This window comes from Serratia sp. 3ACOL1, assembly GCF_003668775.1.
Taxonomy (GTDB): domain Bacteria; phylum Pseudomonadota; class Gammaproteobacteria; order Enterobacterales; family Enterobacteriaceae; genus Chania; species Chania fonticola.
The window spans coordinates 3,808,763-3,823,973 of record NZ_CP033055.1; the positions used below are offsets into that span (position 1 = coordinate 3,808,763).

Consider the following 15,211-nt stretch of genomic DNA (forward strand, 5'->3'; position numbering starts at 1 on the left):
GGTTATTTACTCCCTTCCCCTAAAAGCTCTGTCTGATAATCACCGGCCGGGTAACGGAATGGTACCGGCCCATCGGCAATACCATCCAGAAACTGACGCACTCGTGCATCAGGATTGTTCTGTAATTGCGCTGCCGAGCCTTCGGCAATCACATGGTGATCCGCCACAATATAGGCGTAATCCGCGATACTCAAGACTTCTGGCACATCATGGGATACCACGATGCAGGTGATCCCGAGCGCGTTATTCAGCTCATCGATCAGCTTGACCAGCACGCCCATGGTGATCGGATCCTGGCCAACGAAGGGTTCGTCGAACATGATCAATGTCGGATCCAACGCGATAGCACGCGCCAAGGCAGCTCGCCGCGCCATGCCGCCAGAAAGTTCGTTCGGCATCAGATCTGCCGCACCACGAAGCCCTACGGCTTCCAGCTTCATCAGCACCGTGCTGCGCAGGATCGGCTCCGGCAGGCGGCTGTGCTCACGCAGCGGGTAAGCCACGTTCTCAAATACCGTCAGATCGGTAAACAGCGCTCCCGACTGAAACAGCATGCTCATCTTCTTGCGTGACTCATACAACTGATGGCGCGACAGCGCCGGGATGTTGTCCCCATCAAACCAGATCTCGCCGCTGTCCGGGGTCAACTGGCCACCAATCAGGCGTAACAGCGTGGTTTTACCAATGCCGGACGGCCCCATGATGGCCGTCACTTTGCCACGGGGAACCGTCAGGTTGATGTCTTCGAATATCAGCCGATCGCCGCGAGAGAAGCTCATGCCGCGCACTTCGACCAGATTATCTGCCTTCTGGTGCATGTTTATTGATCCTGTACAGGCTATTTTTTTGCCAAATCATCCGTGATGGTAAAGCAATAGGGGGCGATACGTCTTATTTTTACCGAAACTTACCCTCAATGCGCTACCAATGATGCCATAGGTTTTACTTTTAGGCTCCAGACGGTCAAAATTAGGAAATAACGCAAAAAAATAAAGTCTGACTGATGACAAACTGAGAATGTTTCTGAGGGCGCAGCATGCGGCGCCCCTACAAAGCCAGTTCATCAGGATGAGTCGCAGTCTTATGGTTCGATCTTTTACCGGGAAAATTCGTTGTTGTGTGCAACGAGGGGTGTGCAAGCTGGCCGATGATGGCCTTTAACCAACGAACCGGGATAATACCCCAATATAGGACCCTGAATGTTTCTCGCGATAGTGCTGTTGATCGTTGGTTTATTTTTACTGGTGTATGGGGCGGATAGATTAGTTTATGGTGCGGCGGTGATTAGCCGTTCGCTGGGGGTTCCCCCGTTGATTATCGGCATGACGATAGTCGGTATAGGCACTTCGTTGCCAGAATTGATCGTGTCGGTCACCGCCGCCCTCAATGGGCAGACCAACCTGGCGGTGGGTAACGTGATTGGCTCCAACATCACCAATATTTTACTGATCCTGGGGGTGGCAGCCCTGATCCATCCGCTGTCGGTTCGCTCCGAAGTGTTACGGCGTGAACTGCCGCTGATGCTGGGGGTTATCCTGCTGTGCGGCTACGTGCTGATGGATAACACCCTGAGCCGGTTCGATGGCGTGCTGCTGCTGTTGGCCGCCACCGGTTTTATTCTGCTGATGCTGAAAATCGCCAGGCTGGCGCAACGTGAAGGCAACGACAGCCTGACGGTGGAGCAACTCGCCGAACTGCCGCAGGACAGCAGCAACACGGTAGCCATTCTCTGGCTGGTGCTGGCCTTCATTATTCTGCCGCTGTCATCAAGGATGATCATCGACAACGCTTCAGTGATTGCCCACTACTTTGGCCTGAGTGAACTGGTGGTTGGCCTGACGATTATCGCCATCGGCACCAGCCTGCCCGAATTGGCCACCTCGATCGCCGGAGCACTAAAAGGCGAAGATGATATGGCGGTAGGGAATATCATCGGCTCGACGATTTTTAACACGGTGATCGTACTGGGTGTCCCTGCCCTGCTATCACCGGGCAGTATCGATCCCGCCGCCTTCCAGCGCGATTACTGGGTGATGCTGGCGGCCGGTATCCTGCTTGCCGCGCTGTGTATTGGCCGCAAACATCGTATCGGTCATCTGGCGGGAGCTCTGTTATTATGTGGCTTTATTGCGTATCTTGCAGTGCTGTTCTTTAACCCTTTCAGTACGTTCGGCTAACAGTTGAGAATGAGTATGTCATCTATCCAGTTGCAACCGGGCTTTGACTTTCAGCAGGCCGGCAAAGAAGTGCTTCAGATTGAGCGTGATGGCCTGGCCCAGCTCGATCAGTACATCAATGCAGATTTTACCCGGGCATGTGAAGCGATCGCCGGATGCTGCGGTAAAGTCGTGGTCATGGGCATGGGTAAATCCGGCCATATCGGCTGCAAAATTGCCGCCACGCTGGCCAGTACCGGAACCCCGGCGTTCTTCGTGCATCCTGCTGAAGCCAGCCACGGCGATCTGGGCATGGTATCGGCGCAGGACATCGTGCTGGCGATCTCCAACTCCGGTGAGTCGAACGAAATTCTGGCGCTGATCCCGGTGTTGAAACGCCAGCAGATCCCACTGATTTGCATGACCAACAACCCGGAAAGCTCGATGGGCAAGGCGGCAGATGTGCATCTGTGCATCAAGGTACCGCAGGAGGCTTGCCCGCTGGGTCTGGCTCCTACCACCAGCACCACCGCCACCTTGGTCATGGGCGATGCGTTAGCCGTAGCGCTGTTGAAAGCCCGGGGCTTTACCCCGGAAGATTTCGCCCTGTCTCACCCTGGTGGAGCATTGGGCCGCCGCCTGCTGCTGCGCGTTAGTGATATCATGCACAGCGGCGATGAAATTCCGCACGTCAGCCCCGAAGCCTCTCTGCGCGACGCGCTGCTGGAGATCACCCGTAAAAACCTGGGCATGACGGTGATCTGCGACGATCTGATGAAAATCGCCGGTATTTTTACCGACGGTGACTTACGCCGGGTGTTCGATATGGGCATCGATCTGAATAATGCCAACATCACCGACGTCATGACGCTGGGCGGTATCCGGGTACGCCCGAACCTGCTGGCAGTCGATGCGCTCAATCTGATGCAGCAACGCCATATCACCGCCGTGCTGGTTGCCGATGGCGACCAATTGCTGGGTGTGGTACATATGCATGACATGCTGCGCGCTGGCGTCGTTTAATGAAAGGAACCCACTGCATGAGTCTGGTTGAAACCTGTTACGGGCCGGTAGCTGAAGAAGTCATGGCCCGCGCCGGGAAAATCCGCCTGTTGATTTGTGATGTCGACGGCGTGCTGTCAGACGGCCTGATCTACATGGGTAATAACGGTGAAGAGCTGAAAGCCTTCAACGTCCGTGACGGCTATGGCATCCGCTGCCTGAAAACCTCGGGTATCGAGGTGGCCATCATCACCGGGCGTTCGGCCAAGCTGTTGGAAGACCGGGCAAAAACGTTGGATATCACCCATCTGTATCAAGGGCAGTCCGATAAGCTTTTGGCCTTCCGTGAACTGTTGGATAAACTGTCCCTGATGCCAGATGAAATCGCCTACATCGGCGACGATCTGATCGACTGGCCGGTCATGGCCGAAGTCGGTCTGGCCGTCGCGGTGGCCGATGCGCATCCATTATTGTTACCTCGTGCCCATTATGTCACCCGAATCAACGGTGGCCGTGGTGCGGTGCGTGAGCTGTGCGACCTGATCCTGCTGGCGCAAAACAAGCTGGAGGACGCCAAAGGGCTGTCAATATGAGTAAAACCAAACTTTGGATCACCATCTTGCTGACCGTGATCGCGCTGGCGCTGATTGGCTGGAACATGGCCGATTTCAGCGATGACGGCAATTCGGTACCGGTCAATAACCAAGACCCGACCTATCAGAGCCAGCATACCGTGACCGTGGTATACAATCCGGCCGGGCAGCTAAGCTACAAGCTGGTGGCAGAAGAGGTTAAATATTACACCGCCGATGAGTTAAGCTGGTTCACCCAGCCGGTGATGACGCTGTTTGATGAGCATGCCGTGGCCACCTGGTCAATACGCGCCGATCGCGCCAAGCTGACCAAAAACCGCATGCTGTATCTGTACGGCCACGTAGAGGTGAACAGTTTGACAACCACCTCACAGCTGGAAAAAATTAAAACCGATAATGCCCAGATTAATCTGGTCACCCAGGATGTTTCTTCCGATGATGAAGTAACCCTGTTCGGCACGAATTTCACCTCTAACGGCATGAAAATGCGTGGCAATCTGCGGAACAAAACCGCTGAGCTGATTGATAAGGTCAAGACCAACTATGAAATTCAGAACCAAAAGCCAACTCCGTAATCTGTTGATCGTCAGCCTCGTTTTGACCGCCAGCTCCCCCGCATTGGCGTTGAAATCCGACTCTGACCAACCGGTAAGTATCGACTCGCTGAAACAGTCGCTGGATATGCAGAGCAACGTCAGCACCTTTACCGACAACGTGGTGATCAAGCAGGGCACCATCGAGATCAAGGCCGACAAGGTCGTGGTCACACGCCCGGGTGGCGATCAGAACAAAACCTATATTGAAGCGTTCGGCAATCCGGTAACCTTCTACCAGATGCAGGACAACGGCAAGCCGGTGAAAGGCCATGCGCAGAAAGTTCGTTACGACGTCGCGCCGCAGCTGATCACCCTCACCGGCAACGCCTATCTGGAACAGCTCGATAGCAACGTGAAGGGCGACCGTATTACCTATCTGGTGCCACAGCAGCAGATGCAGGCGTTCAGCGATAAAGGCAAACGCGTGACCACGGTTCTGGTGCCATCACAGTTGCAAGACAAAAACGGTCAAAAGAAGAGTAACTAATTACTTATGGCAACACTCATCGCAGAAAACCTGGCGAAAGCCTACAAAGGCCGCAAAGTCGTTGAAGACGTGAGCCTGAAAGTGAAATCTGGCGAGATCGTTGGCCTGCTGGGGCCAAACGGTGCCGGTAAGACCACCACTTTCTACATGGTGGTTGGCATCGTTCAACGCGACGCCGGGCGCATCGTGATCGATGACGAAGATATCAGTATCCTGCCGCTGCACGCCCGCGCACGCCGCGGTATCGGCTACCTGCCGCAGGAAGCCTCTATCTTCCGCCGCCTGAGTGTTTACGACAACCTGATGGCAGTGCTGGAGATCCGCAACGATCTCACTAGTGAACAACGCAACGATCGGGCCATCGAGCTGCTGGAAGAGTTTCATATCTCCCACCTGCGTGACAACCTGGGCCAATCGCTTTCCGGTGGTGAACGCCGCCGCGTGGAGATTGCCCGTGCGTTGGCCGCCAACCCGAAATTTATCCTGCTGGATGAACCTTTCGCCGGGGTTGACCCGATTTCCGTTATCGATATCAAGAAAATCATCGAGCACCTGCGCGACAGCGGCCTTGGCGTGCTGATCACCGATCATAACGTGCGCGAGACGCTGGACGTGTGCGAACGTGCCTATATCGTCAGCCAGGGCAAGCTGATTGCCCACGGCACGCCGGACGCCATCCTGGCCGATGAGCAGGTGAAACGCGTTTATCTGGGCGAAGAGTTCCGCCTGTAGGTTCCAGCGGCAGGCCAACAGGCCGCCGTTAACGGAAGTAGCAGAAGATTATGAAGCAAGGTTTGCAACTCAGGCTCAGCCAGCAACTGGCCATGACCCCCCAACTTCAGCAGGCGATCCGCCTGTTGCAGCTGTCCACGCTTGAGCTCCAGCAGGAGATCCAACTGGCACTAGAGAGCAACCCGCTGCTTGAACAGACCGAAGATCAGCACGAAGAGATCGACACCAAAGAAAGCGTCGAGACCGAAGGGCTAGACACCCGCGAAGCGCTGGAACAGAAGGACATGCCCGAAGAGCTGCCTCTGGATGCTACCTGGGATGAGATCTATACCGCGGGTACCCCTTCCGGCACCGGTACCGACTATGGCGATGATGAACTTCCGGTCTACCAGGGCGAAACCACGCAAACGCTGCAGGACTACCTGATGTGGCAAGTGGATCTGACGCCGTTCTCTGACACCGATGCCGCCATCGCCACCTCGATCGTCGACGCCGTTGATGACACCGGCTATCTCACCGTACCGCTGGAAGATATTCTGGAGAGTATGGGTGACGATAATGTGACGATGGACGAGGTCGAAGCGGTATTGAAACGCGTACAGCGTTTTGATCCGGTCGGCGTCGCGGCGCGCGATCTGCGTGATTGCCTGTTGATCCAGCTTTCCCAGTACGCCAAAGACACGCCCTATCTGGCGGAAGCCCGCCTGATCGTCAGCGAGCATCTGGATTTGCTGGCCAACCACGACTTTCGCAGCCTGATGCGAACAACTCGCTTAAAAGAAGATACACTGAAAGAAGCGATGGTGTTGATCCACTCGCTCGATCCGCGCCCTGGGCAGTCGATCAATACCGGTGAATCCGAGTATGTGATCCCGGACGTGCTGGTGCGCAAGGTGCAAGATAAGTGGGTAGTAGAGCTTAATGCAGACAGCATCCCACGGCTGAAAATCAATCAGCAATATGCGGCACTCGGCAACACGGTGCGCAACGATGCCGACGGCCAGTATATCCGCAGCAATTTGCAGGAAGCAAAGTGGCTGATCAAGAGCCTGGAAAGCCGGAACGACACGCTGCTCAAGGTGACCCGCTGTATTGTCGAACAGCAGGAGGCGTTCTTTGAACAGGGTGCAGAATTTATGAAACCCATGGTGCTGGCGGATATCGCTCAGGCCGTGGAAATGCATGAATCGACAATCTCACGCGTGACGACGCAGAAGTTCCTGCACAGCCCGCGTGGTATTTTCGAATTGAAGTATTTCTTCTCCAGCCATGTGAATACCGACAGCGGTGGCGAAGCCTCCTCTACGGCGATCCGGGCGTTAGTGAAGAAATTGATCGCGGCGGAAAACCCTGCCAAACCGCTTAGCGACAGCAAGCTGACCACGATGCTTTCCGATCAGGGGATCATGGTGGCGCGGCGCACCGTTGCCAAGTACCGAGAGTCTTTGTCCATCCCGCCGTCCAACCAGCGTAAACAGTTGGTTTGACCTCTATAGAGAAGGAAGACATTATGCAGCTCAACATTACCGGACACCACGTCGAAATCACCGAACCAATGCGTGAGTTCGTCAACACCAAGTTTGCCAAACTCGAGCAGTATTTTGACCGCATTAACCAGGTATATGTCGTACTCAGTGTGGAAAAAGTGCAGCAGATTGCGGAAGCAACGGTGCATGTGAATGGGGGCGAGTTGCACGCCACCTCGGAAAAAGAAGATATGTATGCCGCAATTGACTGTCTGATCGACAAACTGGCGCGTCAATTGAACAAACATAAAGACAAACTAAAGCAACACTGACATTCTGGGCCGTTATGCAATGCGTAATAGCCCACATCGTAGTCGCATTGGCTACACGGCAACCCTCGGCGCAGCACCTGTATAGGTATGCGCCGATAAGCCATCAGGGTTAAACAGGCGAAAAACCGTTTCATGAAGGTTATCAGCGCAAGCCTACTTTCCAATGGTAAAGCAGGCTTGCAATAAAGCGACAGGACGCGGTTTTAAGTGAAGATGAGATGAACAACGAAATAATGCAATTAAGCTCGGTGTTAAACATCGAGTGCACCAGAAGCTCGGTACACTGCACCAGCAAGAAACGGGCTTTGGAAATTATCAGCGAGCTGGCGGCCAAGCAGCTTAACCTACCTTCGCAGGTGGTGTTTGACGCAGTACTCACCCGGGAACGTATGGGCAGTACCGGTATCGGCAACGGTATCGCGATCCCACACGGCAAACTGGAAGAGGACACTTTGCGGGCCGTTGGCGTGTTTATCCGCCTTGAGCAACCTATCGCCTTTGATGCCATTGATAATCAACCGGTCGATCTGCTGTTCGCCTTGCTGGTACCGGCCGATCAATGTAAAACTCACTTGCATACGCTGTCGCTGGTTGCCAAACGGCTGGCCGACAAAACCGTGTGCCGCCGCCTGCGCGCAGCGCTGAGCGACGAAGAGCTGTATCAGATCATCACCGAGTAACCAGCGGCTGGCGTGACTTTCCGCCATGAAAACGCTACTGTTTTACTTACGATATATCCGGGCCGTGGCCCGGATAATAGATCCTAACGGTGGCGATGAGCGCCATTGAGATGCCAGGGGAGTTACCACATGGTGCTGATGATTGTCAGCGGCCGTTCCGGTTCGGGGAAATCCGTCGCCTTGCGGGCGTTGGAAGACATGGGTTTTTACTGCGTTGATAACCTGCCCGTGGTGTTGTTGCCACAGCTGGCCCAGACGCTGGCCGAACGTAATAGCTCCGCTGCGGTAAGCATCGACGTCCGTAACATGCCGGAATCGCCGGAAGTGTTTGAATATGCAATGACCCAGCTGCCGGAGAGCTTCACGCCGCAGCTGCTGTTCCTTGATGCCGATCGCAACACCCTGATCCGCCGCTACAGCGACACCCGTCGCCTACATCCTCTCTCTGCCAAGAACCTGTCGCTGGAAAGCGCGATCGATGAAGAAAGCGATCTGCTTGAGCCACTGCGTTCCCGTGCCGATCTGATTATCGATACCTCGGAAATGTCGGTGCACGAGTTGGCGGAAATGCTGCGTACCCGTCTGTTGGGCAAACGCGAACGCGAGCTGACGATGGTGTTCGAATCCTTCGGCTTCAAGCACGGCATTCCTATCGATGCCGATTACGTGTTCGACGTACGCTTCCTGCCCAACCCGCACTGGGATCCTAAACTGCGCCCGATGACCGGCCTGGACAAGCCCGTGGCCTCGTTCCTCGATCGCCACACCGAAGTGCACAACTTCATCTACCAGACCCGTAGCTATCTGGAACAGTGGCTGCCGATGCTGGAGACCAACAACCGCAGCTATCTGACCGTCGCCATTGGCTGTACCGGCGGTAAGCACCGTTCGGTGTACGTGGCTGAACAGTTGGCGGATTATTTCCGTTCACGCGGCAAAAATGTGCAATCACGTCACCGCACACTGGAAAAGCGTAAACAACAATGACGGTCAAGCAGACGGTTGAGATCAAGAACAAGCTGGGCATGCACGCCCGCCCGGCAATGAAGCTGTTTGAGCTGGTGCAGAGTTTTGACGCCGAAGTGCTGCTGCGTAATGACAGCGGCACCGAAGCGGAAGCCAGCAGCGTGATTGCGCTGCTGATGCTGGATTCCGCCCAGGGCCGCCAGATCGAAATTGAAGCTACCGGGCCGGAGGAAGTACAGGCACTGGCAGCGGTGATTGAGCTGTTTAATTCAGGCTTCGACGAAGACTAATCACCCGACGACAAATCTTGTAGGGGCGCCGCATGCTGCGCCCGTCTAGCTGTATGCTCCGTCCGCCTAGCTATCAATACCTCACCATCACCGATTTCAACTCGGTATAATGTTCGATAAACGCGCTGCCGAACTCTCTACCCATCCCCGACGATTTGACCCCACCGAACGGCAACGCCGGATCGAGGAAGGTGTGCATGTTGATCCACAAGGTACCTACTTCAATCCGCGGGATCATGCGCATCGCCTTGCTGAGATCGTTAGTCCACAGGCTAGCGGCCAGGCCATAAGGCGAATCGTTGATCATGGCGATCATCTGCTCTTCATCCTCATAGGCCAGGAAAGTGCCCACCGGACCAAAGGTCTCCTCACGCATTAACGCATCATGCGGCCCGTTAGCGCGGATCGCCGTCGGCGCAACAAAGAAGCCAGGACCTGCCAACGCCTGACCGCCGCAGACGATCTGGCTGCCATCAGCCCGTGCCTTGTCAAACAGCGCCAGTACCTTGCGGTAATGTGCCTCGTTGGCCAGCGGCCCCACTTCCGTGCTCTCATCCAGCGGTGAGCCTACCTTCATGGCCGCCAAGCGCTGCGTCAGCTTTGCCAGTACCTCATCGATATGGCTGGCAGGCAGGTAGAAACGCTCTGCTGCGGCACAGATCTGGCCCTGATTCAGGTAGCCCGCCTCGATAATCCCGTCGACCATTTTGTCGACCGAGACGTCCGCCAGAAACGCGGCGGCATTCTTACCCCCCAGTTCCAGCGTGGTACGCACAATCCCTTGCTCCATCGCCGCTTTCCCCACCGCGATCCCGGTAGGCACCGAGCCGGTGAAGGTCACTTTGGCGCAACGCGGATGGGCGATAAGCATAGGGCCAAGACGTGCGCCTGAACCATTGATCACGTTGAGGGCACCTGCCGGGATGCCCGCTTGCGTTGCCAGCTCGGCCACCCGCAGCATGGTTAGCGGCGTGTATTCACTTGGCTTGAGCACCACCGTACAGCCGCAAGTGAGCGCCGCAGCCAGTTTCCAGATGGCGATCATGATCGAGAAGTTCCACGGAATGATACCGACCACGACACCCAACGGCTCACGCCGGGTAAATGCGCTGTATTGCTCGCCCTGGAAGGAAGGCAACGAAACGTTCAGCGTTTCCCCGCTGATTTTGCTCGACCAACCGGCAAAGTAGCGCAGGAACTGCGAGGCCATATCGATTTCCAGCCCGCGAGACAGCTGAATGGTTTTGCCGGAACACAGGCTTTCCAGCTGCGCCAGTTCCTCACGATGGGTTTGCAACAGATCGGCCAGGCGCGTCAGGCAGTTACCACGCTCCAATGGCGAAACCTGTGCCCAACTACCGTGGAAAGCGTCAAAGGCCGCCTGCATTGCCGCATCGACTTCAGCCTGGCCGCCTTCATTCACCTGCGCGATAGCCAGCCCGGTTGCCGGGTTAACCACCGCAAACCGTTCTACTCCTGCCCCGGCTAGGGGTTGCCCATGAATGTAATGGCCCTGCTGGCGTTCCAGAAAGGCCGTGACCTGTGGCAACAATGTAATATCCGTCATCGTATCGCCCTCCTTGCGGGTTAGCCTTCGACAATCGCCAGATAGTGCTTCACAAAACGATCCGAGGTGATTTCCCAGCGTACCGGGGTGCCCTTCTCAACAAACCAGGAATCCCCGGCCTGATACTTTACCGACTCGCCGGTGTTCTCATTGGTCAGCGTTGCCGTGCCTTCCCACACCGTGGCATGTTCCGCAAACGGGTATTCCATCACGAAGGTGCCACGGGTGCAGCTGAAGACACCGCAGTTCAGGTTGTCCGTTGGCGCGCCAAAAATCATTGCCACGCCGACGTTGGGTTCACCGGCAACCACCGTGGCCCCCAGGTTGCTGACGCTGCCAATCTGTTGCAGTTCTGGTAGCGCTTGCTTAAGCAGTAATGGTTTCATGGTTTTTCCTTTTAGATTAGTGGTAAGAATTACCCCTCACCCTAACCCTCTCCCACAGGGAGAGGGGACCGATCGAGTTTGTTGATATTTCAGCGTAATACCCTGCCTTTCCTGTTAATCCCTACTTTCCGAAGCTGTACGAGCCAACCACGCGCTCCGTTCAGCTCCCTCTCCCTGTGGGAGAGGGCTGGGGTGAGGGGCACAGACTAACGACGCCCCTTCCAGTAGCCGGAAGTCTGGTGCCAAACCTTGCCCGCGGTGGTCATCACACGGCGCAGCTTGTCTTTGCCAAAAATATCCACGTGCGGGATCGAGCTCATCAGGTCATAACGATCGGATCCCTCACTCATTCCTTCCGCCAACACCTTGCAAACGATATGGCTCGGCGTCACCCCAAAGCCGGAATAGCCCTGCACGTAAAACACGTTATCGTGCTGCGGCAGAGTGCCAATCTGCGGGAACAGGTTGGCGCTGCAACACAGCGGCCCGCCCCAGGCCAGGTCGATCTTCACGTCCTTCAGATACGGGAACACTTTCAGCATCAGATTGCGGTTCCAGGCCTTCAGGTCTGAAGGGATATATTCGACCAGCCGGGTGGCGCTACCGAACAACAGGCGGTTCTCGTTGGTGACGCGGTAATAGTCGATCACCGGCCGGATATCGCTGTAAGCCCCACGGATCGGGCTGATCTGGCGGATCAGCTCGTCAGACAGCGGTTCTGTCGCCAACTGGAAGGCGTAGGTATTGATGGTCTTTTTGTAGATAAAGGGATCCATGCCGTTGAGGAAGCCGTTGCATGCCCACAGCATCTTGTTGGCGCGTACCGATCCCATAGCGGTGCGCACGGTAATACGCGGGCCATATTCCACATTCAGCACGTTGCTGTTTTCGAAGATTTTCACCCCGTAACCACTCAGCGCCTGCGCCTCCCCCAACAGCAGGTTGAGCGAATGAACGTGGCCACCTCCCATGTGTTTCAACGCACAGGTATAAGCATCAGACCCCACCACCTGTTTCACTTCGGAGCCGGTATAGAGCTCGATCTCTTCATCCGGTGAGACCGCTTTGAATTCTTTCAGCCAGGAACGCAGGGTCTTTTCCTGCCTGGCGTTGCTGCCGAGGTAGCCATAGCCAAAGCAGAAATCGGCGTCGATGGCGTACTTTTTAATCCGCTCGCGGATAATCCCGGCACCAAGGTTGCTGATCTTGAAGATGGTTTCTAACCCTGCCGGGCCAACGTGGCGTTTGATCTTCTCCAGATCGTGGCCGATCCCGGCCATCACCTGGCCACCGTTGCGGCCCGTCCCGCCGTAGCCCAGATGACGGCCCTCCAGAATAGCGATATTGGTGATGCCTTTTTCCGCCAGTTCCAGCGCCGTATTAATGCCGGAGAAGCCACCGCCGATGATCACCACGTCAACATCCAGATCCTCTTCCAGCGTGGGGAAGCGCAGATCGTATTTCTTGGTCGCCGCGTAGTAGGTTAACGATTCGATTTGATTATTCATTGCTGCACTCCCTTTACCCATTGCCTTAGCCTGGATTATCAGCAGAGCGTGGGTGGGCGGCTATGTCCCTTTAGGGATATTCGCAACACTTTTTTAACATTATGCCGTACGGCGCAGGGGGTACTCAAGAACAGGCTGAACAACTCGGCCTGAGAACCAATATTCAGCTTGCCGTAAATATTCTTGCGATGATTTTTTACCGTGCCCAGGCTGATAAACAGCCGTTCGGCGATCTGCTGCGATCCGTTGCCGCTCAGGATCAGATCGACGATCTCACGTTCACGTGGGCTTAACGCATAGCGCGCCTGGGCTGCGCTATCTAACAGCGGGGCGGAGGGAGTGGGCACATTAGCCGCGACCACCACTTCCCCATGCAGCCGCGCCACGCTTTTTACCAGCGTCAACGCGCCACGCAGGTCAGCCAGTTGGGGATAACGCACGCCGACCGTTTGCCGGGCCGAGCCGAAAAATATGCCTAGTCCGCGTTCCGGCGTCAGTTGCAGCAACACGCCAGCCTCGTCGTGCCAGCCGGTTTTACGGTAAAAGTTACGGTAGTAATCCGTCTGGTAAAAACCACAGGGAGCCAGTTGCCGCAGCGTAAACACATCGCCATGGCCGCCGCCGTTCAGCGCCTGGTAAAAAGGATCTTCAAGGTAAGCACCCTGCTGGTAAATCTGGTTTACCGCATCGCTGTTTTCTTTCTCGGTTTTCATCAGGCAGCGCGGTGCCTGACCATATTCGAAGGCATAGACGATGGCATTATCAAAGGCGAAGAAGCCCTCCAGGTAGCCCAGCAGGCTGGCATAGAATTGGCGGGTCGCTACTGCGTCGATCACCGCCGATAATCTTTCGACCTGAATATTCATTCCGCCCCCGCAATCATTAATAAATTAACAATCAATCTTTCCCAACGTATCAGCGACCGACATTGGGCCAACAGGCTATAAAAAGCATTCAATTGGCCAGAATGCAAGGGTGTTACTGTTTACATGTTAATCAAATCACAAGTTGGACCCTTGCAACGATTAACCACACAATACGAGTTGGTTAATATCTTAACAATTTCGAGTTAAGCGACGGAAAAGCGTTGGTTCGCCCAGCCAGGCTGAATTATGCTGTGGTTTCGATGCCCAAATGCGCCAAGGAGAGAGCATGACCACTAGTCTGATGATCGCCAACCGGCAGGCCTGGTTTGGCAAGGGCAGCATCCAGCAACTGATCCCACTGCTCCAGGCCGAGTCGCAAACCACGCTGCTGTTCACCTGCCGATCGTTCCTTAACGGTCCCCTCTATGCTGAACTGGCCCCGGCGCTGACGCCGTTGCTGGTGGGCAGAGAAATTGTCGCCCATGAGGCCTCCCCGCAAGAAATCGACCAATGGGTGGCACGCTGGCGAGGCCAGGTGCAAAGAGTGGTAGCCATCGGCGGAGGTAGCGTGCTGGATGCCGCCAAGGCGTTCGCTGCCCTGATCGAACACCCGCTGCCCACCCTGCGTTATATGGAAAAAGTGGGTGACAGCAAAATCAGTGGCGCAACGCTGCCGTTGATCGCCATCCCCACCACCGCAGGCACCGGCAGCGAGGTAACCCAAAACGCAGTGATCACCGATACTCAGGTCACCAAGGTGAAAGCCTCATTGCGGCATAACAACTTTGTGCCGCAGGTGGCGATCCTCGATCCTGACCTGCTGAAAGGAGCGCCAGACCATGTACTGGCCTATTGCGCTATCGATGCCTTCACCCATCTGTTTGAAGCCTACCTTTCCAAGACCGCCAGCAGCCTGTCGCGCGAGATGTCGTTGAGCGGCATCCATCAGTTCCTTTGCGCCTGGCCGGTGCTGAAACAGAGCGATGAGGCCCGCGAAGCGATTATGCAGGCTTCCTATCTGGGTGGACTGACGTTGAGTATGGCGGGCTTAGGTGTGATCCACGGCATCGCGGGCGAGGTTGGCGCATTACGTGATTACCACCACGGCCAGGTCTGCGGCCGCCTGCTGTTACCGTTCCTTGAATTGCTGGGGAAAAGCGAGCAGCCGCAACAACGTGCATTAATGACCGAACTGGCCCTGCGGCTATTCCCTGAAGAGCAGGACAGCCCGGCGCGCTTTTTGATCGACTTTATCACCCGCCACGCCATCGCCCCGTTCTGGCAGGACGAGCTATCCCTTAGCAAGGCGGAACTGGCCATCGTACTGGAGAAGTCCAACAGCAAGAATTCCTGGCTCAGCTACACTACCGAGCAGCGGAGGTTAATGATCGATGGGGCGTTCTTGATTGAAACGTAATGATGCGCTAAACGGGCGCAGCATGCGGCTAATCGGGCGCAGCATGCAGCGCCCCTACGGTTGAACATGTGAGACTTCAACCACTTCGGCTGCATTGCCACTTTGTCATCATTTTGAATATAATCAGAATTGGCGGATCGCAGGAGCACAACAATGAGTTTGGTTGA

Annotated in this window: 17 protein-coding genes; 12 read left to right on the top strand and 5 right to left on the bottom strand. The window is 55.6% G+C overall.

Going from position 1 to position 15,211, the window contains the following annotated elements:
- Nucleotides 1-2: 2 nt before the first annotated feature.
- Nucleotides 3-818: a phospholipid ABC transporter ATP-binding protein MlaF gene (mlaF, locus tag D9980_RS17125; RefSeq protein WP_024483711.1), complete on the bottom strand. Its 816-nt coding sequence runs from the start codon at nucleotides 816-818 to the stop codon at nucleotides 3-5.
- 381 nt (nucleotides 819-1,199) lie between these two features.
- Between mlaF and D9980_RS17130 the strand changes: the two genes are divergently transcribed.
- The 11 genes from D9980_RS17130 to npr all read left to right on the top strand — a co-directional run bounded on the left by D9980_RS17130 (nucleotide 1,200) and on the right by npr (nucleotide 9,300).
- A complete protein-coding gene (locus tag D9980_RS17130) occupies nucleotides 1,200-2,177 on the top strand; it encodes a calcium/sodium antiporter (protein WP_021806956.1) in 978 nt (325 codons plus the stop codon).
- A gap of 15 nt (nucleotides 2,178-2,192) precedes the next feature.
- A complete protein-coding gene (gene kdsD, locus D9980_RS17135; protein WP_121607934.1) occupies nucleotides 2,193-3,179 on the top strand; it encodes an arabinose-5-phosphate isomerase KdsD in 987 nt (328 codons plus the stop codon).
- Between the two features lie 17 nt (nucleotides 3,180-3,196).
- Nucleotides 3,197-3,751 carry a 3-deoxy-manno-octulosonate-8-phosphatase KdsC gene (gene kdsC, locus D9980_RS17140; protein ID WP_024483713.1) on the top strand — a complete coding sequence of 185 codons (555 nt, stop codon included), beginning with the start codon at nucleotides 3,197-3,199 and terminating at the stop codon, nucleotides 3,749-3,751.
- Nucleotides 3,748-4,326, top strand: coding sequence for an LPS export ABC transporter periplasmic protein LptC (gene lptC / locus D9980_RS17145; protein WP_121607935.1), 579 nt, complete (start codon nucleotides 3,748-3,750; stop codon nucleotides 4,324-4,326). Before kdsC ends, lptC begins: the two co-directional genes overlap by 4 nt.
- The gene (gene lptA, locus D9980_RS17150) at nucleotides 4,295-4,834 is read left to right on the top strand and encodes a lipopolysaccharide ABC transporter substrate-binding protein LptA (protein ID WP_021180699.1); all 540 of its coding nucleotides are present in this window, start codon (nucleotides 4,295-4,297) and stop codon (nucleotides 4,832-4,834) included. Before lptC ends, lptA begins: the two co-directional genes overlap by 32 nt.
- A 6-nt stretch (nucleotides 4,835-4,840) precedes the next feature.
- Nucleotides 4,841-5,566: an LPS export ABC transporter ATP-binding protein gene (gene lptB / locus D9980_RS17155; protein ID WP_021806959.1), complete on the top strand. Its 726-nt coding sequence runs from the start codon at nucleotides 4,841-4,843 to the stop codon at nucleotides 5,564-5,566.
- 50 nt (nucleotides 5,567-5,616) lie between these two features.
- Nucleotides 5,617-7,053 carry an RNA polymerase factor sigma-54 gene (gene rpoN, locus D9980_RS17160; protein ID WP_021180701.1) on the top strand — a complete coding sequence of 479 codons (1,437 nt, stop codon included), beginning with the start codon at nucleotides 5,617-5,619 and terminating at the stop codon, nucleotides 7,051-7,053.
- 23 nt (nucleotides 7,054-7,076) lie between these two features.
- On the top strand, nucleotides 7,077-7,364 hold the full coding sequence (hpf, locus tag D9980_RS17165; protein ID WP_024483719.1) for a ribosome hibernation promoting factor: 288 nt from the start codon (nucleotides 7,077-7,079) through the stop codon (nucleotides 7,362-7,364).
- Nucleotides 7,365-7,582: 218 nt separating this feature from the next.
- Nucleotides 7,583-8,044, top strand: coding sequence for a PTS IIA-like nitrogen regulatory protein PtsN (gene ptsN, locus D9980_RS17170; RefSeq protein WP_024483720.1), 462 nt, complete (start codon nucleotides 7,583-7,585; stop codon nucleotides 8,042-8,044).
- A 129-nt stretch (nucleotides 8,045-8,173) separates the two neighbouring features.
- Entirely contained in the window at nucleotides 8,174-9,031 is an 858-nt protein-coding gene (gene rapZ, locus D9980_RS17175) for an RNase adapter RapZ (RefSeq protein ID WP_021180704.1), read from the top strand.
- Nucleotides 9,028-9,300: a PTS phosphocarrier protein NPr gene (gene npr / locus D9980_RS17180; protein ID WP_121607936.1), complete on the top strand. Its 273-nt coding sequence runs from the start codon at nucleotides 9,028-9,030 to the stop codon at nucleotides 9,298-9,300. The genes rapZ and npr overlap by 4 nt, the downstream gene beginning before the upstream one ends.
- Before the next feature lie 73 nt (nucleotides 9,301-9,373).
- On the opposite strand, the gene D9980_RS17185 is transcribed toward npr, so the two are convergent.
- The 4 genes from D9980_RS17185 to D9980_RS17200 form a co-directional block, all read right to left on the bottom strand.
- Complete coding sequence (locus D9980_RS17185) at nucleotides 9,374-10,867, bottom strand: aldehyde dehydrogenase family protein (RefSeq protein WP_121607937.1); 1,494 nt, start codon at nucleotides 10,865-10,867, stop codon at nucleotides 9,374-9,376.
- Between the two features lie 20 nt (nucleotides 10,868-10,887).
- Nucleotides 10,888-11,253: a cupin domain-containing protein gene (locus D9980_RS17190; RefSeq protein ID WP_021806963.1), complete on the bottom strand. Its 366-nt coding sequence runs from the start codon at nucleotides 11,251-11,253 to the stop codon at nucleotides 10,888-10,890.
- A gap of 206 nt (nucleotides 11,254-11,459) precedes the next feature.
- Complete coding sequence (locus D9980_RS17195; protein WP_021806964.1) at nucleotides 11,460-12,761, bottom strand: FAD-binding oxidoreductase; 1,302 nt, start codon at nucleotides 12,759-12,761, stop codon at nucleotides 11,460-11,462.
- A 38-nt stretch (nucleotides 12,762-12,799) separates the two neighbouring features.
- The gene (locus tag D9980_RS17200) at nucleotides 12,800-13,627 is read right to left on the bottom strand and encodes a LuxR family transcriptional regulator (protein WP_121607938.1); all 828 of its coding nucleotides are present in this window, start codon (nucleotides 13,625-13,627) and stop codon (nucleotides 12,800-12,802) included.
- Between the two features lie 286 nt (nucleotides 13,628-13,913).
- Here D9980_RS17200 and D9980_RS17205 point away from each other — a divergent pair, with 286 nt between their 5' ends.
- Nucleotides 13,914-15,044, top strand: a complete 1,131-nt coding sequence (locus tag D9980_RS17205) for an iron-containing alcohol dehydrogenase (protein WP_121607939.1) — start codon at nucleotides 13,914-13,916, stop codon at nucleotides 15,042-15,044.
- Nucleotides 15,045-15,211: the final 167 nt, after the last annotated feature.

What these genes read in the sequence shown, in the direction of transcription:
- mlaF (WP_024483711.1), bottom strand. Translation starts at nt 818, where the DNA reads ATGCACCAGAAGGCAGATAATCTGGTCGAAGTGCGCGGCATGAGCTTC.
- D9980_RS17130 (WP_021806956.1), top strand. Translation starts at nt 1,200, where the DNA reads ATGTTTCTCGCGATAGTGCTGTTGATCGTTGGTTTATTTTTACTGGTG.
- kdsD (WP_121607934.1), top strand. Translation starts at nt 2,193, where the DNA reads ATGTCATCTATCCAGTTGCAACCGGGCTTTGACTTTCAGCAGGCCGGC.
- kdsC (WP_024483713.1), top strand. Translation starts at nt 3,197, where the DNA reads ATGAGTCTGGTTGAAACCTGTTACGGGCCGGTAGCTGAAGAAGTCATG.
- lptC (WP_121607935.1), top strand. Translation starts at nt 3,748, where the DNA reads ATGAGTAAAACCAAACTTTGGATCACCATCTTGCTGACCGTGATCGCG.
- lptA (WP_021180699.1), top strand. Translation starts at nt 4,295, where the DNA reads ATGAAATTCAGAACCAAAAGCCAACTCCGTAATCTGTTGATCGTCAGC.
- lptB (WP_021806959.1), top strand. Translation starts at nt 4,841, where the DNA reads ATGGCAACACTCATCGCAGAAAACCTGGCGAAAGCCTACAAAGGCCGC.
- rpoN (WP_021180701.1), top strand. Translation starts at nt 5,617, where the DNA reads ATGAAGCAAGGTTTGCAACTCAGGCTCAGCCAGCAACTGGCCATGACC.
- hpf (WP_024483719.1), top strand. Translation starts at nt 7,077, where the DNA reads ATGCAGCTCAACATTACCGGACACCACGTCGAAATCACCGAACCAATG.
- ptsN (WP_024483720.1), top strand. Translation starts at nt 7,583, where the DNA reads ATGAACAACGAAATAATGCAATTAAGCTCGGTGTTAAACATCGAGTGC.
- rapZ (WP_021180704.1), top strand. Translation starts at nt 8,174, where the DNA reads ATGGTGCTGATGATTGTCAGCGGCCGTTCCGGTTCGGGGAAATCCGTC.
- npr (WP_121607936.1), top strand. Translation starts at nt 9,028, where the DNA reads ATGACGGTCAAGCAGACGGTTGAGATCAAGAACAAGCTGGGCATGCAC.
- D9980_RS17185 (WP_121607937.1), bottom strand. Translation starts at nt 10,867, where the DNA reads ATGACGGATATTACATTGTTGCCACAGGTCACGGCCTTTCTGGAACGC.
- D9980_RS17190 (WP_021806963.1), bottom strand. Translation starts at nt 11,253, where the DNA reads ATGAAACCATTACTGCTTAAGCAAGCGCTACCAGAACTGCAACAGATT.
- D9980_RS17195 (WP_021806964.1), bottom strand. Translation starts at nt 12,761, where the DNA reads ATGAATAATCAAATCGAATCGTTAACCTACTACGCGGCGACCAAGAAA.
- D9980_RS17200 (WP_121607938.1), bottom strand. Translation starts at nt 13,627, where the DNA reads ATGAATATTCAGGTCGAAAGATTATCGGCGGTGATCGACGCAGTAGCG.
- D9980_RS17205 (WP_121607939.1), top strand. Translation starts at nt 13,914, where the DNA reads ATGACCACTAGTCTGATGATCGCCAACCGGCAGGCCTGGTTTGGCAAG.